The organism is Methylobacterium mesophilicum (assembly GCF_022179445.1).
In the GTDB taxonomy this organism is placed as follows: domain Bacteria; phylum Pseudomonadota; class Alphaproteobacteria; order Rhizobiales; family Beijerinckiaceae; genus Methylobacterium; species Methylobacterium mesophilicum.
Map to the genome: position 1 here is coordinate 331,657 of NZ_BPQU01000002.1, position 22,652 is coordinate 354,308.

At 71.4% G+C, this 22,652-nt stretch carries 22 protein-coding genes; 9 read left to right on the forward strand and 13 right to left on the reverse strand.

Translation table 11 applies throughout. The annotated features are described in order from the left end of the window. Nucleotides 1-53: 53 nt before the first annotated feature. Nucleotides 54-257 (reverse strand): hypothetical protein, encoded by a 204-nt coding sequence (locus MFF40_RS04185; RefSeq protein WP_058192874.1) that lies wholly within the window; start codon nucleotides 255-257, stop codon nucleotides 54-56. A gap of 266 nt (nucleotides 258-523) precedes the next feature. Here MFF40_RS04185 and MFF40_RS04190 point away from each other — a divergent pair, with 266 nt between their 5' ends. Next, nucleotides 524-910 (forward strand): TIGR02300 family protein, encoded by a 387-nt coding sequence (locus MFF40_RS04190; RefSeq protein ID WP_147854610.1) that lies wholly within the window; start codon nucleotides 524-526, stop codon nucleotides 908-910. On the opposite strand, the gene MFF40_RS04195 is transcribed toward MFF40_RS04190, so the two are convergent. Then, the gene (locus tag MFF40_RS04195; RefSeq protein ID WP_147854609.1) at nucleotides 888-1,199 is read right to left on the reverse strand and encodes a hypothetical protein; all 312 of its coding nucleotides are present in this window, start codon (nucleotides 1,197-1,199) and stop codon (nucleotides 888-890) included. The genes MFF40_RS04190 and MFF40_RS04195 overlap by 23 nt on opposite strands. 122 nt (nucleotides 1,200-1,321) lie before the next feature. Between MFF40_RS04195 and MFF40_RS04200 the strand changes: the two genes are divergently transcribed. Then, nucleotides 1,322-1,798, forward strand: a complete 477-nt coding sequence (locus MFF40_RS04200) for a hypothetical protein (RefSeq protein WP_238259751.1) — start codon at nucleotides 1,322-1,324, stop codon at nucleotides 1,796-1,798. 161 nt (nucleotides 1,799-1,959) lie between these two features. Here MFF40_RS04200 and MFF40_RS04205 read toward each other — a convergent pair whose 3' ends face one another. Together MFF40_RS04205 and MFF40_RS04210 are read right to left on the reverse strand one after the other, a co-directional pair. Continuing rightward, a complete protein-coding gene (locus MFF40_RS04205; protein WP_007563113.1) occupies nucleotides 1,960-2,169 on the reverse strand; it encodes a cold-shock protein in 210 nt (69 codons plus the stop codon). A 124-nt stretch (nucleotides 2,170-2,293) separates the two neighbouring features. Continuing rightward, nucleotides 2,294-4,156, reverse strand: coding sequence for a glycosyltransferase family 2 protein (locus MFF40_RS04210; RefSeq protein WP_147854608.1), 1,863 nt, complete (start codon nucleotides 4,154-4,156; stop codon nucleotides 2,294-2,296). A 197-nt stretch (nucleotides 4,157-4,353) separates the two neighbouring features. Between MFF40_RS04210 and MFF40_RS04215 the strand changes: the two genes are divergently transcribed. The 5 genes from MFF40_RS04215 (at nucleotide 4,354) to MFF40_RS04235 (ending at nucleotide 8,174) form a co-directional block, all read left to right on the forward strand. After that, nucleotides 4,354-5,169 carry a transporter substrate-binding domain-containing protein gene (locus MFF40_RS04215; protein ID WP_238259783.1) on the forward strand — a complete coding sequence of 272 codons (816 nt, stop codon included), beginning with the start codon at nucleotides 4,354-4,356 and terminating at the stop codon, nucleotides 5,167-5,169. Nucleotides 5,170-5,236: 67 nt separating this feature from the next. Beyond that, on the forward strand, nucleotides 5,237-5,464 hold the full coding sequence (locus tag MFF40_RS04220; RefSeq protein WP_147854607.1) for a hypothetical protein: 228 nt from the start codon (nucleotides 5,237-5,239) through the stop codon (nucleotides 5,462-5,464). After that, nucleotides 5,454-5,738 carry a type II toxin-antitoxin system RelE/ParE family toxin gene (locus MFF40_RS04225; protein WP_147854606.1) on the forward strand — a complete coding sequence of 95 codons (285 nt, stop codon included), beginning with the start codon at nucleotides 5,454-5,456 and terminating at the stop codon, nucleotides 5,736-5,738. The genes MFF40_RS04220 and MFF40_RS04225 overlap by 11 nt, the downstream gene beginning before the upstream one ends. Nucleotides 5,739-5,853: 115 nt before the next feature. Beyond that, nucleotides 5,854-7,557 (forward strand): lysine--tRNA ligase, encoded by a 1,704-nt coding sequence (locus MFF40_RS04230; protein ID WP_147854605.1) that lies wholly within the window; start codon nucleotides 5,854-5,856, stop codon nucleotides 7,555-7,557. Nucleotides 7,558-7,562: 5 nt separating this feature from the next. Beyond that, nucleotides 7,563-8,174, forward strand: coding sequence for a pyridoxamine 5'-phosphate oxidase family protein (locus tag MFF40_RS04235; protein WP_147854611.1), 612 nt, complete (start codon nucleotides 7,563-7,565; stop codon nucleotides 8,172-8,174). Between the two features lie 24 nt (nucleotides 8,175-8,198). Here the strand turns inward: MFF40_RS04235 and MFF40_RS04240 are convergent, their stop codons facing one another. From MFF40_RS04240 to MFF40_RS04260, 5 genes are all read right to left on the reverse strand, one after another. Further along, nucleotides 8,199-8,549, reverse strand: a complete 351-nt coding sequence (locus tag MFF40_RS04240; protein WP_147854604.1) for a type II toxin-antitoxin system PemK/MazF family toxin — start codon at nucleotides 8,547-8,549, stop codon at nucleotides 8,199-8,201. 31 nt (nucleotides 8,550-8,580) lie between these two features. Continuing rightward, on the reverse strand, nucleotides 8,581-8,805 hold the full coding sequence (locus MFF40_RS04245) for an antitoxin MazE family protein (RefSeq protein ID WP_147854603.1): 225 nt from the start codon (nucleotides 8,803-8,805) through the stop codon (nucleotides 8,581-8,583). A 120-nt stretch (nucleotides 8,806-8,925) separates the two neighbouring features. Then, a complete protein-coding gene (locus tag MFF40_RS04250) occupies nucleotides 8,926-9,840 on the reverse strand; it encodes a transglutaminase family protein (RefSeq protein ID WP_147854602.1) in 915 nt (304 codons plus the stop codon). Between the two features lie 130 nt (nucleotides 9,841-9,970). Next, a complete protein-coding gene (locus MFF40_RS04255) occupies nucleotides 9,971-12,508 on the reverse strand; it encodes a circularly permuted type 2 ATP-grasp protein (RefSeq protein ID WP_238259755.1) in 2,538 nt (845 codons plus the stop codon). A 13-nt stretch (nucleotides 12,509-12,521) separates the two neighbouring features. Continuing rightward, nucleotides 12,522-15,800: a transglutaminase family protein gene (locus tag MFF40_RS04260; protein WP_147855022.1), complete on the reverse strand. Its 3,279-nt coding sequence runs from the start codon at nucleotides 15,798-15,800 to the stop codon at nucleotides 12,522-12,524. A 225-nt stretch (nucleotides 15,801-16,025) separates the two neighbouring features. Between MFF40_RS04260 and MFF40_RS04265 the strand changes: the two genes are divergently transcribed. Further along, complete coding sequence (locus tag MFF40_RS04265; RefSeq protein ID WP_147855023.1) at nucleotides 16,026-17,210, forward strand: zinc-binding metallopeptidase family protein; 1,185 nt, start codon at nucleotides 16,026-16,028, stop codon at nucleotides 17,208-17,210. A gap of 271 nt (nucleotides 17,211-17,481) precedes the next feature. On the opposite strand, the gene MFF40_RS04270 is transcribed toward MFF40_RS04265, so the two are convergent. Both MFF40_RS04270 and mntR read right to left on the reverse strand, forming a co-directional pair. Beyond that, complete coding sequence (locus tag MFF40_RS04270) at nucleotides 17,482-17,955, reverse strand: hypothetical protein (protein ID WP_147855024.1); 474 nt, start codon at nucleotides 17,953-17,955, stop codon at nucleotides 17,482-17,484. A gap of 207 nt (nucleotides 17,956-18,162) precedes the next feature. After that, on the reverse strand, nucleotides 18,163-18,642 hold the full coding sequence (mntR, locus tag MFF40_RS04275) for a manganese-binding transcriptional regulator MntR (RefSeq protein WP_147855025.1): 480 nt from the start codon (nucleotides 18,640-18,642) through the stop codon (nucleotides 18,163-18,165). Nucleotides 18,643-18,812: 170 nt separating this feature from the next. Here mntR and MFF40_RS04280 point away from each other — a divergent pair, with 170 nt between their 5' ends. Continuing rightward, nucleotides 18,813-20,186 (forward strand): Nramp family divalent metal transporter, encoded by a 1,374-nt coding sequence (locus tag MFF40_RS04280; RefSeq protein WP_147855026.1) that lies wholly within the window; start codon nucleotides 18,813-18,815, stop codon nucleotides 20,184-20,186. A 252-nt stretch (nucleotides 20,187-20,438) separates the two neighbouring features. On the opposite strand, the gene MFF40_RS04285 is transcribed toward MFF40_RS04280, so the two are convergent. Together MFF40_RS04285 and MFF40_RS04290 are read right to left on the reverse strand one after the other, a co-directional pair. Then, nucleotides 20,439-20,759, reverse strand: a complete 321-nt coding sequence (locus MFF40_RS04285; RefSeq protein ID WP_187278131.1) for a type II toxin-antitoxin system prevent-host-death family antitoxin — start codon at nucleotides 20,757-20,759, stop codon at nucleotides 20,439-20,441. Between the two features lie 118 nt (nucleotides 20,760-20,877). Continuing rightward, nucleotides 20,878-22,566 carry a thiamine pyrophosphate-binding protein gene (locus MFF40_RS04290; protein WP_147898165.1) on the reverse strand — a complete coding sequence of 563 codons (1,689 nt, stop codon included), beginning with the start codon at nucleotides 22,564-22,566 and terminating at the stop codon, nucleotides 20,878-20,880. Nucleotides 22,567-22,652: the final 86 nt, after the last annotated feature.

Below are 22,652 nucleotides of genomic sequence, written 5' to 3' on the forward strand. Positions count from 1 at the left end.
GTGCGGCGCGCCTCAGATCAGGGATCGTGAGGCGCGCCGCCCGGATCATGTGTTCAGCGACGGCCGCCGTCGGCGCCCGGCTTCATGGCGCGCTCGATGGCCTCCATGGCGCTCTCGAACGCCTTCGCCTCGCTGCGGTGCGGACGATCGGATCGCTCGATCAGCTTGCCGCTCCGGCGGATGGCCCATTGGAAATGGCCCTCCGGCTTGGCGATGGGGGAGACCTCGATGGAGTAGGGGTGTGGTACGTCTGACATAAGTGCCCTATGCCAGCCTTGCCGCGCGGATGCCAGTCACCTGCGGGCATTCCGCGGCGCAATCTGTCATGGGCTGGGGGCAACGGACCGGTACGGCACCGCGGGCCCGGGCATCCGGGCGGGCGCGTCGGGCCGGGCACCGCCCCGGCGGCGGCCCTGTGGGATCCGTCTCGGTCGAGGCGGGCCACCGGGCGCCGTCCTGTGCTACACACCGTCGAAACCACGCCGGCGATCCGGCATCGAACACGTTCTTAAGGAGAGTTGCAGTGGCGCGTCCGGACCTTGGTACAAAGCGGATCTGCCCGACGACGGGGAAGAAGTTCTACGACCTCAACAAGGATCCCGTCGTCTCCCCCTACTCGGGCGAAGTCGTCCCGACCGCGGTCGCGACCTCGTTCGGCAGGGCGGCCCCTCCCGTCGTCGCCCGCAAGGAGGCGCCGGTCGAAGAGGAGGACGAGGCCGAGGGCCCCGAGCTCGTGTCCCTCGACGAGGTCGAGGCCGAAGAGGCCGACAAGGACACCGATACCGAGGGCGACGACGCCCTGGACATCGAGGACGACGGCGAGACGGTCGAGGACGACACCCTCGTGGTCGACGAGGACGACGACAACACCTCCGACCTCGTCGAGGTCAACGACGACGACGACGAGTAGGATCGTCCGATCGCGATGACGCCGTCGGGGGCGTCATCGCGATCGTGGGCCGCGCATGAACAGGGCCGACCGCACGGCCCTGCGGTGCGCCGGCCTCGATAACGACCGTCTTGGCCGGCGCGAAGGCGTGCGCCGCGACGGCCGCGGCCAGATCCAGGACGTGATCCGGCCCCAAGGCGTGCGTCCGCGTCGCGGGCTCCGCGAGATAGGCATCGACCGCACGGCCGACCGCCCCGGTCGCGATGCGCTCGTCGGTCACCAGGTCCCAGAGCGTTGCCGTGTCGGGCATCGGCAAGGTCCTGCACCGCAGGCGGTGATTTCAACAGTTTAGCAGCCCGGGCGGGCGTCCTCGCGGCACCCGCCCCCGACAGGATCGGCAGCGATGACAAACCCGGCCGCGGCACCCCGCGCTTGACCGTCCCAAACGCCGCAGGCGCGCTCGTTCCCGGCCGATCCTGCGGATCCTGCACGGCCTGCTGCCGCATCCTGGAGATCAAGGCGCTGGCCAAGCCGGCGGGAACCCTGTGCCGGCACAATTCCGGCCGGGATTGCGGGATCTACCCCGAGCGTCCCGAGGCCTGCGTGCAATGGCACTGCCTCTGGCGTCGGATCGGCGCCCTGCCGGACGCATTGAGGCCCGATCGGGCGGGCGTCGTCTTCGCGCTGGAGCGTCGCAGTCCCGGCTCATCCCCAGACGCCCCGGAGGCCGCCTGTATCGTGGGTCGTGCCCTGGACGGCGCGGACGCGTTCGAGCGCTGGGAGGCGGTCGAGGCCTTCGCGATGTTCGTTCGGGAGGGTTCGTTGCCGGTGTGGAAGACGCATGACCGGCACGCGACCTTGCTCTACCGGGGTCCGGCGGTCGCCCATTCGTCCGGGGACGAGGCGTGACACGCCCCCCCGCGCCCGGATCCGATCACCGGGCAGCGGGGGGTCGTGGATCTCACCGGCGCGAGCCGATACGCAACGCGGCTCGCAGGACCGGTGATAGCCGGCTCCGGTTAGCCAAAGCGCAAGCGGATGCGCGCGCCTCGGTCCCGGATCGGGAAAGCTCAGTCGGCCTTGAGGTTGGCCGCGCTCTCCTTGCCGCTGCGCCGATCGGCCTCGACGTCGTAGGAGATCTTCTGTCCCTCGATCAGGTTGCGCATCCCTGCGCGCTCGACAGCCGAGATGTGGACGAACACGTCCTTGCCGCCATCATCGGGCTGGATGAAGCCGTAGCCCTTGGTCTCGTTGAACCACTTCACGGTACCGGTAGCCATAGAGTTGTCCTAGTCGTCTCCGGCTCGCCAAAGCGACGTGCCGCAGGGGCCGAACGAGCCGGCTTGGCCGACTGTTCCCAAAGTTCCGCACGCGCGTGGCGGCCGAGCCATCGGAAACCGCCCGTCACGGCGGCGCCCGCCGTCGCAGCCGGCCGCTGCGCGAGGTGCGCGACAGGCCGTGCGGCGTCTTGTTCCAGCGCACCGGCGCGCGGACCAGCTCGATCAGGGCGAGCCACGCCGCCAGGCTGACGAGCAGGAAATAGACCGGCATCCAGGGGGCCGACTGCGCCAGGTCGCCCCAGCCGCGCCGGGCGCAGCCGATCAGGGTCGGCAGCACCATGGCGGCGAACCCCACACCGAACAGCGTCATGGCGACCCCGGCCACGAGGTTGTCCGGGAAGGACGGGGCGGCCGGAATCTCCGCGACCAAGTAACGCCAGGCGGCGTAGGCGAGGCAGACGGGGTAGGCGAGCGCCGAGGCCACCGTGCCGGGCACCAGCGCCGCCGCGCAGAGCGCCTCCAGGGTGCCGAGGCGGCAGGCGTTGGCCAGGGGGCGGCGGCCATGGGCGAGGCTGGTCTGCATCAGGCCCTTCAGCCAGCGGGTGCGCTGGGCCAGCCAGGGGCCCAGCCGGGCCGGCGCCTCCTCGATCGTGGCGCTCGGCAGGTCGCCGACCGCGTAGCCCGCCAGGGCGAGCCGCATCCCGAGATCGGCATCCTCGGTGACGTTCCAGGGGTCCCAGCCGTGCAGCGCCCGCAGCACCCGGGTGCGCAGGTGCATCGATGTGCCCCCGAGGGGGACCGGCACGTCGAGGCGCGCGAGCGCCGGGTTCAGCACGTCGAACAGGCCCGCGTATTCCAGCGCGAAGGCCCGGGCCAGACGGGAATCGCCGGCATTGTCGATCACGAGGCGGCCCTGCAGGCAGGCGGTCCTTTCGGGCAGGCGCGCGAACAGCGACGCGGCCAGCCGCAGCTGCCCGGGATCGGGCACGTCCTCGGCGTCGTAGACCGTGAGCAGGGCGCCGCGGGCGAGCGGCAGCGCGGCATTGAGCGCCCGCGGCTTGGTGCGGGGCGCCCCCGGCGGCACCGTGATCACCTCGAATCGGGCCGGCAGGGCGATCGGCGCCAGGGCGGCCGCGGTCTCGGCGTCGTCCGCCTCGATCAGCAGCTTGATGTCGAGCTTCGCCGGCGGATAGTCGAGGGCAGCGAGTCCCCGGATCAGGTCGGGCACCACCGCCGCCTCGCGGTGGAGGGCGACGAGCACCGTGTAGACCGGCAGGTGGGCGTCGGCGAGCAGCTCGACGGCCTCGGCCGCCACCGGCGCCGCGATGATCGGCGCGGCGAGCCGGACCGTCGTCATGGCCAGGAACAGGGCCTGCCCGGTCAGGGTCACGGCACGGGCGAGGGGCGCCGGCAACACCGCGAACAGGCAGAGCCCCGCGATCAGCACGAGGACGAGGAGCAGCAGCCACCGGCTCGCCGGCTCGGAGGGCACGGACCGTTCGGGCGCGTGCCGCCGCAGATCCTGCGCGGCGTGATCCGCAACCGCCCCCGGGATCGCGGCGAACACCGCCTCGCGCAGATGCGTCGGGCTGGTGATCGCCGGCATCGCGGCGCGGCGCGGCCCGTCGAGCAGCTCGGCGATCAGCCGGCCACGGGGCGCCAGCACGCAGGCGGCGCCAGATCCGAGGGCGAGGGGCGCGAGCCCGGCGACCAGGCTGTCGGGGAAGCGTAGACCCAGGCCGAACGGGATCGGACCGCCGAGGAACGGGGCGCCGAGGCGTCGGGCCAGGGCGCGGTAATAGGCCGTCTCCTCCATCAGCCCGGCATTCAGCAGCGCGGTCGCCGCATCGGTCCCGGCGGCGGCGGCGTCCCGGGCCGCCCGGGTCAGGAGGTGGGCGTCGATCCCTTCGGCAAGCAGGAACGCGATCTCCGGCGGAAGGGACATCCTCGGGGCGATCGCGGCCGTGGGCAGGCGCTGCACCGACATGCCGACGCTCCCCCGGCAGCCCCAGGACGTGGTAGGGCAGGACGTGATAGGGGAGGGGCGTGAGCCAGACCCCGTTCCCGCCCTCCGAGAGGAGCATCGCCGCATTTCCGCCGTCAAGGGCGGGCGGAGCGCGATCCGCACGCGCTTTCGCCGTGCTCGCCTTGGCTGCGCTCGCCGCTCTCGTCTGGACCGGTCCGCTGCCCGCCCGTGCGGCGGCGACCGCCGCGCCGCAGGAGGCGACGCCCGCCGTGACGGTCCCGGATTTCTGGAATCCGCGCAGCCGCGGCGAGCGGATCGAGGCGCCCCAGACCGGCCGGGCCGTTCGATTCCTGACCGACGACGAGTTCCCGCCGCTGCACTTTGCCGGCACGGACGGCAACCCGACCGGCTTCGTGGTCGAGCTCGCCCGGGCGGTTTGCGAGAAGTTGACGATCACCTGCACGGTGCAGGCGCGCCGCTTCGACACCCTGCTGGACGCCCTGGACAGCCGCCAGGGCGACGTGATCGCGGCCGCCATCCCGCTGACCGCGCCCCTACGCGAGAAATTCCTGGCGACGCGCCCGTATTTCCGCTGGCCGGCGCGCTTCGCCGCGCGGGCCGACAAGGGCCTGCCGGTCCCCTCGGCGGCGGCGCTCGCCGGCCGCAGCGTCGGGGTGATGGGCGGCAGCGCGCATGCGGCCTACCTGAAGGCGTTCTTCCCCAAAGCCGTCCCGAAGGAGTTCCTCGACCTCGCGGCCGCCGAGGGCGCGCTCAAGCGCGGCGAGATCGACTACCTGTTCGCCGACGGCCTCAACCTCGCCCTCTATGTCGGCGGCCAGGAGGCGGAGAATTGCTGTGCCCTGATCGGCGGCGCCTACCTGGAGAACCGCTATTTCGGCGAGGGCATCGGGCTGATCACCCGCCCGGAGGACGCCGCCCTCTCCCGGGCGCTGGACGACGCGCTCCAGCGGGTCTGGGACGACGGGAAATACACCGAGCTGTACCTGCGGTTCTTCCCGGTGAGCCCGTTCTGAGGGCTTTCTTCCCGGCAGCGAGTCGGGGATCCTGCACCGCGCGGGGTCTCTCCGACAGGATCGAGGCATGACGGATCTGCTCGACAAGGCGGTGGCGCGGGCAAAAACTTTTGCCCCGGAAGTGCAGGACGAGATCGCACGCCTGATGCTGGCCTTCGTCGATGAGGACGCGCCGCTCTACCGGTTCACCCCGGAGGAGGAGGCGGAACTCGACGAATCCGAGGCAGCGGCTGCGCGTGGCAAGTTCGCGACGGAATCGGAGGTGCGCGCCATCTGGGCCAAATATGGCCTGTGAGGCTGCGCTCACCCAGCCCGCGGCATCGGAACTCGGCAAGGCTCTGGCCTACCTTGACCAGAAGAACCCGCAGGACGCGCGCAAGGTCCAACTGCGGCTTCGGGCGGCCATCGACCTTCTCCTGCGACATCCCTTTGCAGGCTCCGTGACGGCCCGGCCCGGTGTCCGACGTCTCCGGGTACGCCCATCCCCCTACGCGATCACATATCGCGTCGCGACGGATGAGATCGTCATCCTCGGCGTCCGGCATGCCGCGCGCCAGCCACAGTCCTGAAGGCCCACAGTCGCCCCGAACGCCGCCGGGACACCGGATTGCGCCGACGGGCGTTCCGCTGGGGCTCGAACCGCTCTAGGGTGCGCGATCCCAGCGTACCCTCAGTCCCCAGATCATGCCCGCCGCACCTGCCCTGACCCTCGACCCCGACCTGATCGAGGCGGCCGCCACCGCCGCCGCCTGGCCCTTCGAGGAGGCGCGCAAGCTCGTCGCGCGGCTGGAGAAATCCGGCACGACCGAGGTGGTGTTCGAGACCGGCTACGGGCCGTCGGGGCTGCCGCATATCGGCACCTTCGGGGAGGTCGCCCGCACCTCCATGGTCCGCCACGCCTTCCGGGTGCTGACCCGGGACGCGGTGCCGACCCGGCTGATCGCCTTCTCGGACGACATGGACGGGCTGCGCAAGGTCCCGGACAACGTGCCCAACCGCGAGATGCTGGCCGCGCATCTCAACCAGCCGCTCACCCGCGTGCCGGACCCGTTCGGCACCCACGACAGCTTCGGGGCGCACAACAACGCCGAGCTGCGCCGCTTCCTGGATGCCTTCGGGTTCGCCTACGAGTTCCGCTCGGCGACGGACTGCTATCGCTCGGGCGTGTTCGATGCGGCTTTGATGCGCGTCCTGGAGCGCTACGATGCCGTGATGGAGATCATGCTGCCGTCGCTGCGCGCGGAACGCTCGGCCTCCTATTCGCCGTTCCTGCCCCTGCACCCGGTCACCGGCCACGTCATGCAGGTGCCGATCGACGAGGTGCGGGTCGAGACCGGTACGCTGGTCTGGCGCGATCCCGCCACGGGCGAGCGCTACGAGACCCCGGTGACCGGCGGCCACGCCAAGCTGCAATGGAAGCCCGACTGGGCGATGCGCTGGGTCGCGCTCGGCATCGATTACGAGATGGCCGGCAAGGACCTGATCGATTCGGTCAAGCTGTCGGGCAAGATCGCCCGGGCGCTCGGCGGCGAGCCGCCGGACGGGTTCAACTACGAGCTGTTCCTCGACGAGAAGGGCCAAAAGATCTCGAAGTCGAAGGGCAACGGCCTGACCATCGACGACTGGCTGAAGTACGGCACGCCGGAATCTTTGGGTCTGTTCATGTACAACAAGCCCCGCGAGGCCAAGCGCCTGTTCTTCGACGTGATCCCGCGCAACGTCGACGAGTATATCGGCTTCCTCGACCGCTATTCCGGCCAGGACGCGAAGCTGCGCCTCGGCAACCCGGTCTGGCACCTGCATGCCGGGAACCCGCCCGAGCCGGAGCGGGTCGAGGGCGCGAGCCTGACCTTCGCGATGCTGCTCAACCTCGCCGCGGTGGCCAACACCGAGGATCCGGCGGTGCTGTGGGGCTTCATCCGCCGCTATGCGCCGCAGACCGGGCCGGAGACCCATCCGGGGCTCGACCGGCTGGTGGTCCACGCTCTCAAGTATTTTTCGGATTTCGTCCGGCCGGCCAAGACCTACCGGGCGCCGACGGAGGAGGAGCGGGCGGCCCTCGATGACCTGTCGGAGACCCTGGCGGCCCATGCCGGCTCCACCGATCCGGAGGCCCTGCAGGCGGCGGTCTACGAGGTCGGGCGGCGCCACTTCCCCGATACGTCCGGCAAGGCCAAGAGCCCGGACGGGCGTCCGGGTGTGTCGCAGGCGTGGTTCACGAGCCTGTACAACGTGCTGTTCGGCGAGGCGCGGGGGCCGCGCTTCGGCTCCTTCGTGGCCCTCTACGGGGTGGCGGAGACCCGGGCCCTGATCGCGTCGGCCCTGTCGGGGGCCCTGGTGGCGGAGCACGCCGCCTTCGTGGGCCGCCCCGCCGAAGGCGTCGCGTGAGCGCGGTGGTCGTCGACAGCATCGCGGCGCTGGAGGCGATCTACGCGCCGTCCCTGGCGCCCGCCTCCGTGGCCAAGGTCACGGCGACGATCATGCCGGACTACGCGGCGCTGATCGCCGCCGCGCCGTTCGCGGTGCTGGCGACCAGCGGCCCCGAGGGGCTCGATTGCAGCCCCCGGGGCGACCGGCCGGGCTTCGTGCGGGTGGCCGGCCCGCGCACGCTGATCCTGCCCGACCGGCGCGGCAACAACCGGATCGATTCCCTGCGCAACGTCGTGCGCGACCCGCGGGTGGCGCTGCTGTTCCTGATCCCGGGCTCGGGCACGACCTTCCGGGTGAACGGCACCGCCGTGATCTCGGCCGACCCGGATCTTCTGGATTCGTTCCGCGTAGACGGGCACGCGCCGCGCACGGCCCTCGTGATCACGGTCGAGGCGGCGTATTTTCAATGCGCCCGGGCGATCGTTCGCGCCCGGCTGTGGGAGCCCGAGGCCCGGGTCGATCCGGCGGACCTGCCGAGCCCCGGGGCGATCCTGGCCGCGCTCACCGCGGGGGAGGTCGGCGGCCAGGCCTACGACGCGGAATGGCCGGGGCGGGCCGCCAAGACGATGTGGTGAGGACGGCCGATCCGGTCGCCAAAACTACGCGAGACCGAGGAACAGCGCGAGGGAACGCGTCACCGCCAGCAGGGTCGCGTCATCGAGGCGGCCGATCGACGCCCCGACCTTCTCGCGCCTCACCGACATGCCCTTGTCGATCTGGATCTGAGACGGCTTGTTCAGGCCGTTCCCCGGCGTCGGCTGCACGGTCAGCCGGATCAGCGGCGCGTCCACCAAGGTCGCCGACAGCAGGAGGACCGTCACGGTGCCGGTCTGCGCGAATGCGTCGGACTGGATCACGAGGGCCGGACGCGGTTTCCCGAAATCGCCCGCCCTAGCGCGTTGATTCGCATCGTCCTTTTCCGAAAGCCGGAGGCCACCTTTCGGAACGATGCTTTAGCCACGGTGACGAGATCGCCGCGCCTCACGACTCGGCTAGGTCGTCCAGATCCGCGAGGGCGGCGTCGAGGATGGCGTTCAGCTCAGGGTCGGACGCATCGGCTGCCGCCACCAGCCGCGATTGCCGCCGGCATTCCTCGGCGAAGCCCGGCCGGCTCGTGTCCGGCACCCAGAACTGCACCGGCCGGAGCCCCGCCGCGCGCAAGGCATCCCGATGCTTCCGAACCTGCTGAGCGATGGGCGTGGCCATCGATGCCCCCCTGCGTAACAGGAAGCAGATGGGATGACGCCGCGAGGAACGTCAAGGCGAAGCGGGCAACCCCGACACGTCGCCGTCACGGCGCGCCGAGCGACGCGGCCGGGCCTGGTTTCACCCCACCAGGGCGAGACCGGCTTGGGAAAAATCCTGCGTCTCGGTCTCGGGGATCACGTCGACCTCGACCTTGAGGCGCTGCTTGCCCGAGCCGCTGACGATGCCGTCCACCGGCGCCACGTCGCCGTAGTCGCGGCCCCGGGCCACCACGATGTGGTCGTCCCGCACCGCCACGCCGTTGGTCGGGTCGAGGCCGAGCCAGCCGTTGCCGCACCAGACCGCCACCCAGGCGTGGCTCGCATCCGCGCCGAGCAGGCGCGGCCGGCCCGGCGGCGGCACGGTCCGCAGGTAGCCGCTGACATAGGCGGCCGGCAGCCCCATGCCGCGCAGGCCCGCGATCATCACGTGGGCGAAATCCTGGCAGACCCCGGCCCGGAGCGCGAAGGATTCGGCGAGCGGCGTGCGCACATTCGTGGCCTTGGCGTCGAACCGGAAGTCGGCGCGGATGCGCAGCATCAGGTCGTAGGCCGTCCCATAGGCGCTGCGGCCCGGCATGAAGCTGGCGCGGGCGTAGTCGGTGACAGCGGGGACGAGGGGGACCCGGCCGCTCGGGAACAGGAAATGGACCGGCGCCCGGCCGCGGAGGTCGCACCCGGCCACCACGGCGTCGCGGACCCGCTCCCACGGCTGGCCGGCCTCGGGCTCCGGCGGGACGCGGCGCTCGACCCGCACGGTGGAGAGCGCCTCGACGCTGAAGGTGGTGTGGGGGGTGTCGAGGGTGATCGCCACGGCCTCGATCCCGAAATAGTCACGCCGCATCACCGCGGTGGTGGGGCTCGGGTCGATGGTCACGGCGCTCGCCAGCACGCTCTGGCCCTCGCCGTCCTGCGGCTTGAGCCGCAGGGCGCAGCGGGCGAAGCGCACCGGCTTGCCGTAGCGGTAGGTCGTGCGGTGGCGCAGCGTGTAGATCATCCCGGCGGCCGCGCGATTTGACGTCTGTCGCAGGCATCATAGGCCGAAAGGATCACCGGTCTTGCGGCGATCCTGACGCAGGGCCGAGAATCCCACCGGGAATCCAAGCCGGAATCCACGGGGTCCATCATCACGCCAGACCCGTCAGCTTTTCCGGGCGCAGCGCGTTCGGCCCGGCCGGAAAGTAACGCACCGCGATGCCGTCGGCGAGGCGTTCGAGGTCGGTCTCCAGGGCGGTGAGGCGCACGGCGTCGAAATCGGCGGCCTCGCCGCTGCGCAGCTCCGCCAGGATCCGGGAAGCGATGCGGCGATGCGGCTCCGGGATGCCGTCGGCCGACAGGGCCGGCAGGTCGTCGAGGTGCCGGGCGATCGCCTCCGCCTGGAAGGCGATCGAGCGCGGGTTGTAGGGGTCGAGCAGCACCATGTCGCGGACCGGGTCGAGGGCCGCGCCCTGCATGTAGCGCCGGCCGTAGCTGATCTGCGAGTCGCTGAGCGAGAGCATCACCCCGAGGCAGCCCGGGGTCGCCTCGTCGTTGGCGAAGGACAGCGCGAAGGTGCAGGTGTTGATCGCCCGCTCGACGCGCCGGCCGAGCTCGACGAAGTGCCAGCCCTCCGCCCGGCTCATGTTCTCGTGGGTGAGCCCGGACAGGGCGGCGAGCTGGCTCAGCGCCCGCTCGGCGCGGCCGGCGAGCTGCGACTCGGTGAAGGCCCGGTCGGTGTCCAGCGACACGATCTCGATCAGGTCGGCCAGCACCCGCCAGGCCTCGCCGGAGAGGCGGGCGCGGAGCGCGGCGGCGTTGCGCCGGGCCGAGACGATGTGGGCGCGGGCCGAGCCCGAGCGCTCGCGCCCGGTCAGCGCCTCCTGGGCGAGCCGGGCCGTGGGCAGGTCGGTGGCGCCGGTGGCGCCCCATTCGTAGAGGAGCGCCCGCAGGGCCAGGGCGGCCGGCGTGTCGAGGGCCCCGGAGATGTCTGCCCCCACGGCGTCGCCGACGCTGCGCAGGTGCGCCAGGACCAGACGGATCACCGCCTCGGCGCGTTCGAGGTAGCGGCCGAACCAGAACAGGCCGTCGGCGGCACGCGACGGCAGGTGGCCGCCGACCCGGCGCACCCGCGGGGCCGCGTGGGAGCCGATCAGCGGCGCCTCGACGGGGCTCTCGGACAGCACCCACAGGTCGGCCGAGCGGATGCCGAGCCGCATCTCGATCGGGTCGACGTCCTCGCGCTCCGAGACCCGGCAGAAGCCCCCCGGCATGACCTGCCAGCCCGCGGGCGTCCGGGCCGCGAAGACGCGCACCACGAAGGGGCGGGGCACCAGGGAGAGGCCGTTGTCGCCGCGCTCCCAGCCCGGCATGGTCGAGAGCGGCGCGGCCTCCTGGGCGACGTAGTCGAACGGCCGGTCGCGCAGGGCCGCCACCACCCGCGCCCGCTCGGCCGCCAAGGCGTGCGGCGCCAGCATCGCGTCGCGGCCGGCCCCGCGCTGGGGCGTGGCTGCCGGGCGCAGGGTCAGGCTGTCGAGGTTCGCCTGGGCGTGGGCCAGGCCTTCGAGGTCGCCGCACCACCAGGCCCGGGGATGCCCGAGCCGCAGGGGCGCGCCCAGCAGCCGGCGGGCGATGCCGTCGAGATACGGGGCGAGCGCGGCGGATTCGACCAGCCCGGAGCCCGGCATGTTGGCCATCACCAGGGAGCCGTTGCGCAGGGCCTCGATCACCCCGGGCACGCCCAGGCGCGAGGCCGGGTTCAGCTCGAGGGGGTCGAGGTAGTCGGCGTCGATCCGCCGCCACAGGGCGTCGGCCCGCTTCAGGCCCGAGACGGTGCGCACGTGCAGCGCGCCGTCGCGCATGACGAGGTCGTCGCCCTCGACCAGCATCAGGCCGAGATACCGGGCCAACGCCGCCTGCTCGACATAGGTGCTGCTGTAGGGCCCCGAGGTCAGCAGGCAGATGCGCGGGTCGGAGCGCTCGGCCCCGAGCGCCAGCCCATCGCGAAACGCCTGGAAGAAGGCCGGCAGGCGCTCGACGTGGAGGTCCTGGAAGAAGTCCGGGAAGGTCCGGGCCAGGACCATGCGGTTCTCCAGCGCCCAGCCGAGGCCCGAGGGCGCCTGCGTCCGGTCGGCCAAGACCTGCCAGCGCCCGTCCGGCCCCCGGCCGAGATCGGCGGCGTAGAGCTTCAGGTAGTGGCCCCCGGGGGGCGCGACCCCGTGCAGGGGGTGGAGGAACTCGGGCGTCCCGGCCACGATCGCGGCGGGCAGCAGCCCGTCGGCGACCAGGCGGCCCTCGCCGTAGCAATCGGCGAGGATCGCCTCCATCAGTTCCGCGCGCTGGACGATCCCGGCGCTGAGGTCGCGCCACTCGGCGGCCTCGACCACCAGGGGCAGGCAGTCGAGCGGCCAGGGATGCTCGCGCTGGTCGCCGGAGATCCGGAACGAGATGCCGGCATCCCGGATGTGCCGCTCGGCCGAGACGAAGCGGGCCAGGATCTCCGGCTCGGTGAGCGCCCCGAGATGGTCGAGCAGGCGCGGCCACGCCCCCCGGGGGGCGCCGTCGCCGCCCAGGAACTCGTCGGGACGGCCGGAGACGGGCCGATAGCCCGCGGTCCAGCGCGCGACGCGCTCCTGCGGGCTCTCGCCCGCCTCGGTCCGGGCGGCGCCGGCCGCGAGCGCCGCCTCCATCACCGGGCTCCGGTCATGTCGGGGCCGGCGTGCGCAGGTCGAGGGTCAGCGGGAACTCGGGGTTCGTCTCCGCGCGGGGCATCTCGACCCGGCCCGGCGTGTGGCCGAGGGGCTCGAAGCGGGCGAGGCGGCGCCCCTCCGCCTCGTAGGCGTTGACCGGGTGGGTCTCGTAGTTCCGTCCGCCCGGGTGGGCGACGTGGTAGCGGCAGCCGCCGAGCGAACGCCCGCTCCAGACGTCGAGGATGTCGAAGGTCAGGGGCGAGTGCGCCGGGATCGTCGGGTGCAGCGAGGAGGCCGGCTGCCACGCCTTGAAGCGCAGGCCCGCCACGGCCTCGCCGCCGCGGCCGGTGCCGGTCATGGGCAGCCGGCGCCCGTTGCAGGCGATGACGTGCCGCTCGGGCACGAAGCCCTCGACCTTGACCTGAAGCCGCTCGACCGAGCTGTCGACGAAGCGCACGGTGCCCCCGCTGGTCCCTTCCTCGCCCATCACGTGCCAGGGCTCCAGCGCCTGGCGCAGCTCCATCCGGACCCCGCCCTGCTCGACCACGCCGAAGACCGGGAAGCGGAACTGGGCCTGCGCCTCGAAGGCGACCGGGTCGAAAGCGTAGCCCGCCGCCCGCAGATCCTCCAGCACCCCGAGGAAGTCGGCCCAGAGGAAATGCGGCAGCATGAAGCGATCGTGGAGGTTCGTGCCCCAGCGGACACAACCCCCGGTCTGCGGCTCGCGCCACAGCCACGCCACAAGGGCCCGCAGCAGCAATTGCTGCGCGAGGCTCATGCGGGCGTCCGGCGGCATCTCGAAGGCCCGGAACTCCAGGAGGCCGAGGCGCCCGGTCGGACCGTCCGGCGAGTACAGCTTGTCGATGCAGATCTCGGCCCGGTGGGTGTTGCCGGTGACGTCCACCAGGATGTTGCGGAACACCCGGTCGACCAGCCAGCGCGGGATGTTGGGCGCGTCGGCGGCCGGGATCTGGGCCAGCGCGATCTCCAGTTCGTAGAGCCCGTCGTGGCGGGCCTCGTCCATGCGCGGGGCCTGGCTGGTCGGACCGATGTAGAGGCCGGAGAACAGGTACGAGAGCGCCGGGTGACGCTGCCAGTAGAGCACGAGGCTCTTGAGCAGGTCGGGCCGGCGCAGGAACGGCGAATCGTCCGGGGTGACGCCGCCCATGACCACGTGGTTGCCGCCGCCGGTGCCGGTGTGGCGCCCGTCGACCATGAATTTCTCCGCGCCGAGTCGGGTCTGCCTTGCCTCGGCGTAGAGGTCGGTGGTGATCGCCACCGCCTCGCGCCAGGACGCGGCCGGGTGGACGTTGACCTCGATCACGCCGGGATCGGGGGTGACCTTGATCAGGCCGATCCGCGCATCGTAGGGCGGCTCGTAGCCCTCGACATGGATCGGCAGCCTCAGTTCGGCGGCGGCCGCCTCGAGGTGGGCGGCGAGTTCGAGATACTCGTCGGCCCGCTGGGTCGGCGGCATGAACACGCGCACGATCCCGTCCCGGGGCTCGATCGCCAGCGCGGTGCGGACCGCGACGCCGGTGATGCCGGCCCCGTTGACCACCGTCGCGGCCTTGGGATCGTCGGGGAGCGGCCCGCGGGGCTCCAGCGGGTCCTGCGGCTGGTAGTAGGGATAGTGCTCGGGCGGCACGTAGGGCAGGGACGACAGGGGCAACCGGAAGCCGAGGGGCGAATCGCCCGGCACCAGGAAGGCCTGGCCCCGGCGGAACGCCCACTTCTCGGAGATCCAGACCCGGTCGGAATCGCCGTCCTTGCCGGTGGGCAGGCTCGCCAGCGGCAGGACGTAGCCCGCCGGCTCCCCGAGGCCGCGGGCGTAGACGCGCCGGATCCGGGCGTCGAATTCCACCGAGCCGGACTTGGCGGCGGCCGGCGTGACGTTGACCGGCAGGTCAGCCGCCTTCTTCTCCCAGAGTTCGCCGTCCTCGAAGGTCGGGAACACGTAGTCGGACAGACCGAGCCGGCGGGCCAGCGCGTCGGCCAACGCCTTGGCCTGCGCGATCGTGGCGGTCCCCTCGGACCCCTCGCCCACCTCCGGGGCGATCAGGGCCGGGTCGCTCCAGATCGGCTTGCCGTCCTTGCGCCAGTACAGCGCGAAGGCCCAGCGCGGCAGGCTCTCGCCCGGGTACCACTTGCCCTGCCCGTAATGCAGCAGCCCGCCCGGGCCGAACCGGTCGCGCAGGCGCCGGATCAGCGTGTCGGCCATCCGCCGCTTGGTCGGGCCGACCGCGGCGATGTTCCATTCCGGCGCCTCGAAATCGTCCACCGACACGAAGGTCGGCTCGCCGCCCATGGTCAGGCGGACATCCTGGGCCACGAGGTCGGCGTCCACCCGCTCGCCGAGCGCGTCCATGGCCGACCAGACCGTCTCGGAATACGGCTTGGTGATCCGCGGCGTCTCGGCGACCCGGGTGATCCGCATCTCGAAGCCGAACTCGGTCTTGGCCGGCTCGGCCGCCCCCGAGATCGGCGCGGCCGAGCGGTAATGCGGGGTCGCGGCGAGCGGGATGTGGCCCTCGCCGGTGAGCAGCCCGGAGGTCGCGTCCATGCCGATCCAGCCGGCGCCCGGCAGGTAGACCTCGGCCCAGGCGTGCAGGTCGGTGAAGTCCGCCGACGCGCCGGCGGGGCCGTCGACCGCGGTGGTGTCGGGCACGAGCTGGATCAGGTAGCCGGAGACGAAGCGCGCCGCGAGCCCGATCCGGCGCAGCACCTGCACGAGCAGCCAGGCCGAATCGCGGCACGACCCGCTCTTGAGCCGCAGCGTCTCGGCCGGCGTCTGCACGCCCGGCTCCAGGCGCACGCCGTAGGCGATCTCGCGGGCGATCAGGCCGTTGAGAGCCACCAGGAACAGCACCGTGCTGGGCTCCTCGGGGAGCCGTGCGAGCAGCGCCTCGATCTCCGGCCCGTCCGCGTCCACGGGCATCAGGTAGGGGGCCAGCTCCTCCGACAGGTCCGGCTCGTACGAGAAGGTCCGGATTTGCGCGTAATCCTCCACGAAGAAGTCGAACGGGTTGATCACCGCCATCTCGGCGGTGAGGTCGACCTCGATCTTCAGCTCGTCGGTCTTCTCCGGGAAGACCAGGCGGGCGAGCCAGTTGCCGCTCGGATCCTGCTGCCAGTTCAGGAAGTGGTTGGCGGGCGTCACCCTCAGCGCGTAGGCCGGCACCTTGGTGCGCGCGTGCGGAGCCGGGCGCAGGCGCACCACCTGGGGACCGAGGCTGATCGGCCGGTCGTAGCGGTAATGCGTGACATGGTGCAGGGCGGCTTTGATCGACACGATGGCTCCGTCTGAAGGATCGAATGCGGTCTCGTAGCCGGCACCGGGCGCCGCGGCGGGTCGATCGCCGAGCCCACCGCGCGGTTATGTGCCAAGGATGGGGTCACAAGCAATTTTCGTGCGGCGCCCTCCGCGTCCGCGGAGCGCCGCCGACCTTGGCCGGAACTTTGCCGGTCGCGCTCATTTGATCGAAAGGTGGGCCGGTTACCGGTCCGGGACCGCGCGATGAAGCTCTTCCAGTGCCAGGCCTGCGACCAGCCGGTCACCTTCGAGGCGACCGCCTGCGAGAGCTGCGCGCGCAAGCTGGGCTATGTCTGCGCGGCACACGAGGTCTCGGCCCTGGAGCCCATGGGCCTCTCGGCCCATCCGGCGATGGGCGGCGCCCAGACCTTCCACGCCTACGCGGATTCCGGACGGCGCTACCGCTACTGCAACAACGCCCTGTCGGGGGCCTGCAACTGGCTGGTGCCGGAGGACGATCCCGACATCTTCTGTACCGCCTGCCGGCACAACCGGGTGGTGCCGGACCTGTCGCAATCCTGGAACCTCGCCCGCTGGCGCCAGATCGAGGCGGCCAAGCGCCGACTGTTCTACTCGCTGCTGCGCCTCGAACTGCCCCTGGCGACCCGGGCCCAGTACACCGACGGGCTGGCCTTCGATTTCCTGGTCGATCCGTCCGAGAGTTTTTCCTACGGGCCGCCGGTGCTCACGGGCCACATCAACGGCCTGATCACCATGAACATCGCCGAGGCCGACGACGTCGAGCGCGAGCGCCGCCGGATCCTGTTCGGGGAGCATTACCGCACCCTGCTCGGCCATTTCCGGCACGAGATCGGGCATTATTTCTGGTACCTGCTGGTGATGAACGGGCCGACCATGGGCGCGTTCCGGGCCCTGTTCGGGGACGAGAGCCTGAACTACGTCCGCGCCCTGCAGGATCACTACGCCCACGGCGCCCCGGCCGAGTGGGAGGATTCCTACGTCTCGGCCTACGCCACCGCCCACCCGTGGGAGGATTTCGCCGAGACCTTCGCGCATTACCTGCACATCGTCGACACGGTGGAGACCGCCTCGACCTTCGAGCTGCACGTGCGCCCACGCCTGCGCAACGCCACCACGGCGCCCACGGTGATCGATTTCGACCCCTACGACACCCACGACCTCGACCGGCTGATCGAGGCGTGGCTGCCGCTGACCTACGCGATCAACTCCCTGTCCCACAGCATGGGCCAGCCGGCGCTCTACCCGTTCAAGCTGACCCCCACGGTGATCGCCAAGCTCGCCTTCGTGCACGAGCGGATCTACGCCTCCCGCTCCGGAACCCTGCCGGATCCCGGCGAGGCAGGGGCGGAGATGCTCCGCGCGGTGATTTTGGGTTTGCGGCAGAAGGTGGCGGCGCCGACGGTATGAGTGCCGGACGGTCGGCCGAAGTGTTAACGCCGAACTCTCTTCGCGGGCGGCGGGAGTACTTTACCGTCCGGCCGACCGTAAACCTCTGGCGTCGCCGCAAGCACGTCCCTCGCCTCTGGTGCCAACCAGGGGAGATCAGCGGCCATGAAAGCCGCCGCTGCCTGCTCGATGTCGGGCAGGCGTCGATGCGCCTGCCTGAGGATACGGCCGCGGGTCACCTTGCGGTTGGTCACCGTCGGTTCCGTCACGGGCGCAGCTTTCGGCACTGAGATCACCTCCGGACCATATGATGAGAGTCAGCCAGATCGGGCGCAAGCGCAAAGCCTTGCCTTTTGTACAAGGGGATAAGGTCCGGGTCGACGTGATGAAGCCGTAGCTCCGGCACACCGATCAGCTGCCTGTAGGCTTCCGCCATAGTCAGGGCGATCGCGATCACCTGCCCTTTGAGCGGATGCGTCGGATCTGGATTGCCCTCAAGGAAATCCAAGGCAACGAACCTGTCTTGGTTCACGGCACCGATCGCCAACCCACACAGCGTCTCGTCGTGCCAGATCGCAGCGTTGAAGCACTTGGGATGGTTGTTCTGGAAGTCGGACGACAGCCCGGCCCAGTCCCAACCCACCGGTCGGTCTTGGTGCCCGAGCCAGGTATCCATGAACGCGGATCGCGCTGCACCAGCGATGATTTCACAGCGTACGTCCGGGCCGAGGCCCAACTTAGCCACCGCCAGCGCGCCGGCAAGCATCAGGCGTTTCGCGTGGGCGGATCTGACCACAGGGCATTGCATCAGGTGCCCTCAGCCACCCTGCCACCACCCGTCGATGCTTCTGAGCGCCATCGGCTCATCCGAATCAGCCCCGATAGGCGGCGGCACGTGCGACTTCGGAAGCCGAGCCCGCATGGCGCACACGGTGCTTCTCTGTCCCTCGGATGCAACGCGGTCCGTGCCCGATCACGTCTCCTGCCGCCCCTCCACGAAGGCGCGGAACGCCGCTAGGGTCTCGGCGCTGACATGGTGCTCGATCCCCTCGGCGTCCCGCCGGGCGGTCTCCGGGCTGACGCCGAGGGTGCACAGGAAGCGCTCGACGATGCGGTGGCGCTCGCGCGCCTGGGCGGCCAGCCGGCGGCCGGCCTCGGTCAGGAACACACCGCGATAGGGCCTCTGCTGGACGAAGCCGTCCTCGCACAGGCGCTTGAGCATCTTGGCGACGGTGGGCTGGGCCACGCCGAGGCGCGCGGCGATGTCGACCTGGCGGGCCTCGCCGCCGTCGCCGATCAGGTCGTCGATCAGCTCGACGTAATCCTCGACGAGTTCGGAACGCCGCGCCTCGCGGGCCTGGCGGAAGCTCTCCACGTGCCGCTCAGGATCGACCAGAGCGGTCTCGGGCAGGCCCTGGGTTTCGGAGGCACCCGGCTCGGACGGTTCCTGCATCGGCTCTCCCTCTCGCCGCCCCCCGGCGCCGCCCGACCCTTGTTAGCAAAATCCGCCCGGGAGAGGGGAGTCCCGCGACGCGGTCGCGCCCCCCCTTAAATGCCCCCTTGAAACGCGCGGCCGATCCCTTGAATATAGCCCAAGCTATATCTTTGAGAAAAGGGTGAGGCATGGCAACGCCGGATGCGGCGACGGTCCCGGGAGGGCAGATGCCCGAGGGACGTGCGCCCGAAGGAACGGCACCGGCGGGCCCTGCGCTCGGCAGGATGAGCCGGCGCACGGAGCAGGCGATCCGCGACACGCTCGACGGGCGGCCGGGCGGCCGGGGCCGGTTCCTGCTGTTCGTGGGCCCCGCCGTGACGGCGTCGATCGCCTACATGGATCCCGGCAACTTCGCGACCAACATCCAGGCCGGCGCGCGCTACGGCTACGGCCTGCTCTGGGTGGTGCTGCTCGCCAACATCACCGCGATGCTGTTCCAGGCGCTCTCGGCCAAGCTCGGGATCGTCACGGGCAAGAACCTCGCGGAGCATTGCCGCGACGCGACGCCGTTGCCGGTGCGGCTCGGCCTGTGGGGCATCAGCGAGGTCGCCGCCATGGCCACCGACCTGGCCGAGTTCCTGGGCGGCGCGATCGGGCTGTCGCTGCTCACCGGCATGCCGCTGATGGCCGGCATGGCGGTCACCGCGATCGTCACCTACGCGATCCTGCTGCTGGAACAGGAGGGGTTCCGACCGCTGGAGATCGCGATCGGCGTGATGGTCGGCACGATCGGCCTCTGCTACGCGGTCGAACTCGCCATCGCCCCGGTGGACTGGGCGGACGCCGCCAAGGGGCTCGTCACCCCGCGGATTCCCGACGCCCAGGCGCTGACCATCGCGGTCGGCATCATCGGCGCCACCGTGATGCCCCACGCCCTGTTCCTGCATTCGGGCCTGACCCAGGGGCGGGGCAGCCCCCGCGACGATTCCGACCGGCGCCAGCTGGTGCGCTTCTCGAACCGCGAGGTGGTGGTGGCGCTGCTGCTGGCGGGCCTCGTCAACATGGCGATGGTGATCATGGCGGCCGCCGCCTTCCATGCCGGCCACAGCGAGGTCGCCGAGATCGACCAGGCCTACCGCACCCTGACCCCCCTGCTCGGGCCGGCGGCCGGGGCCGCCTTCCTGGTGTCGCTGCTCGCCTCCGGGATCTCCTCCTCGGTGGTGGGCACGCTCGCCGGCCAGATGGTGATGCAGGGCTTCACCGGCTGGCACATCCCGCTCATCGTCCGCCGATTGGTGACCATGCTGCCGGCCTTCGCCGTGGTGGCGATCGGCGTCGACCCGACCCGGGCCCTGGTCCTGTCCCAGGTGGTGCTGTCGCTCGCCCTGCCGGTGCCGATGGTGGCTTTGGTGGTGTTCACCCGCCGCCGCAGCGTGATGGGCGCCTTCGCCAACGGCCCCCTGACCCAGGCCGCCGCCATGGCCGGGGCGGCCCTGGTGCTCGGCCTCAACATGGTGCTGCTGGCCGCCGCCTTCGGGGTGCCGATCCCGGGGCTGGAATAGAGCCGCCCCGGGTCCCTTTCCTTGCCCTGCCCGCCAGAGGGGGCGGCCCTCTCGCAAGGGGTTGAGCAGCGTCGCGCCGGTCGCCGTGTCGATCGGCAGAATGCGGGCAGGACACCTTCGTGCAGCCAGAGCCGCAAAGCAGAGGCCTGGCGGGGGTCGCGGCGGTCCAGTTGAGTGATGCCGAGTTCGACCTCCATGACCGCGATGGCGGAGCGGTGCAGGCTGCTTGGGTCGACCTGCGTAGACTACCTCTCAACCACAGAACTGATCCTGCCGCTGCGCCGCCTGCGGCGTTCGGACAGGCCGTCGGTGTCCAGAAGGTACATCGGTCGCCGGGCGCGGGAACGTGGCTGGCCGGGTGAAGTCGATGTCGATGTCGCCGACACCCTCCATGTCGAGGGCATCGAGAATGGTGCCGGGGGCAGCCTTCAGGCGTTCGTAGGCGTCGTAGGGCGGGACAGCCATGATCGGCCGACCGCGCTCGGTGATGTTCACGGGGCCGTCCGCGGCGGCGCGCTTGATGCGTCCGGGTTCGCGATCGAACGCGCGGCTGGTGAAGGTCGGCATGCTCATGCCGAACCCCGCATGTCCGTCCATACAGACATTGGAGGTCCGGCAGGCGACGTGAATCGGCCGCCGGGCCCTCGGAAACCGCCCGTGTTCTGGGTCGATGCCCCCGGGCGCTCCCCGGTCAGCTCGCCCGGACGATCACCTCCACGAGGTTGGCGCCCCCCGACCGGATCCCGGCCTCGATCGCCGGGGCGATGTCGGCGGCCCGGGTCACCCGCCGGGACGGCACGCCCATGGAGGTGGCCAGCGCCAGGTAGTCGACGCGCGGGTCGGTGAGATCCATGGCGATGAAGCGGTTGGCGCGCACCGAGGCGTAGTGCGCCTGGCCCTTCATGAAGTTTTTCAGGATGTTGTACTCGGCGTTGTTGATCACCACGAAGGTGACCGGCAGTTTTTCGTGCGCGGCCGTCCAGAGCGCCTGGGGCGAGTACATGGCCGCCCCGTCGCCGACGACGCAGACCACGGGGGCCCGGTCGATGCCGAGCGAGAAACCGACCGCGGCCGGCATGCCCCAGCCGAGGACGCCGCCACGCATCGCGGCGTATTGGTGGACGGAGTTGCTGTTCAGGAACGTGCGCAGGTGGGTCAGCGTCGCGGGCGCCTCGTCGATGATCGTGGTCTGCGCCCCCACGGCCCGGGCCACCTCGCGGGCGGCGACCAGGGGGGCGATCACCGGATCGTCGAAGGCGGCATCCGCCGAGGCGGCGAGCTGCGCCCGGCGCTCGGCCCGGGCCGTCGTCGCCGCCGCGCGCACCTCCGCGAAGGCACCGGCCCGGTCGGCCACGCGCGGGGCCAGCAGCGGCAGCAGCGCGTTCAGGGACGCCTGGATGTCGCCCACCGTCGACAGACTGGTGGCGTAGGTGCGCCCGAGGTCGCGGACATCCGCGGAGAGCTGGAACACCTGCGTCCCCGGCGGCACCGCCGAGACCTCCGAGTACAGGATGGTGATCAGCGACTTGCCGCCGAGCGCGAAGATCGCGTCGTAGCGCCCGAGGATGTCGGCGATGGCGTCGGCCCGGGTCGGCAGGTTGCCGGCCCAGAGCGGGTGGGCGGTGGGGAACGGGATGTGGGCCGGCCAGGACGAGCCGTAGACCGGCGCGGCCAGCAGGTCGGCGAGCGCCACCATCTGGGCGGAGGCGTCCGAGGCGTCGATCTCGTCGCCGGCGATCAGGGCCAGGCGGCCGGGCGCGATGGCGGCGAGCTTTTCGGCCAGGCGATCGAGGGAGCCCGCCACCGCCCGCTGGTCGATGGTCGAGGTCTCGCCCGCCGGGATCGTGGTCATCGCCTCCATGACGTCCATCGGCAGGGACAGGAAGACCGGGCCGGACGGGGCGGCGCCGCAATCGTGGAAGGCCCGGCGCAGGAGCACCGGGATCTGGTCCGGGCTCGTGACCTCGCGCGCCCACTTCACCACCGGGTCGGCGATGGCGACGAGGTCGCCCATCAGCAGCGGGTCGGAGAGGGCGTGGCGCAGGTCCTGCTGCCCGGCCGTCACCACCAGCGGCGTGCCGCTGACCTGCGCGTTCCACAGCGCGCCCATGCCGTGGCCGAGGCCGCCGGCGGTGTGCAGGTTGAGGAAGGCGGGCCGGCGCGCGCCCTGCGCGTAGCCGTCGGCCATCGCCACCGCGGTGGCCTCCTGCAGGGCCAGGATGTAGCCGATGTCCTGCGCCTCGGTGAGCGCGTCGATCAGCGGCAATTCGGTGGTGCCGGGATTGCCGAAGATGTAGCGCACGCCCTCCGAGCGCAGCACATCCAGCAGCAGGTCGGCGCCCCTCCGGCTCCCTGCGGCGTCCACGGTCTCGATCGGCATGCGCAACCCTCCTCCGCCCCCCGGCGGAATCAGCGCGACGCTACCCCATGGCCGCGCCGCGACGAAGACCTGCGGCGCGGGATCGG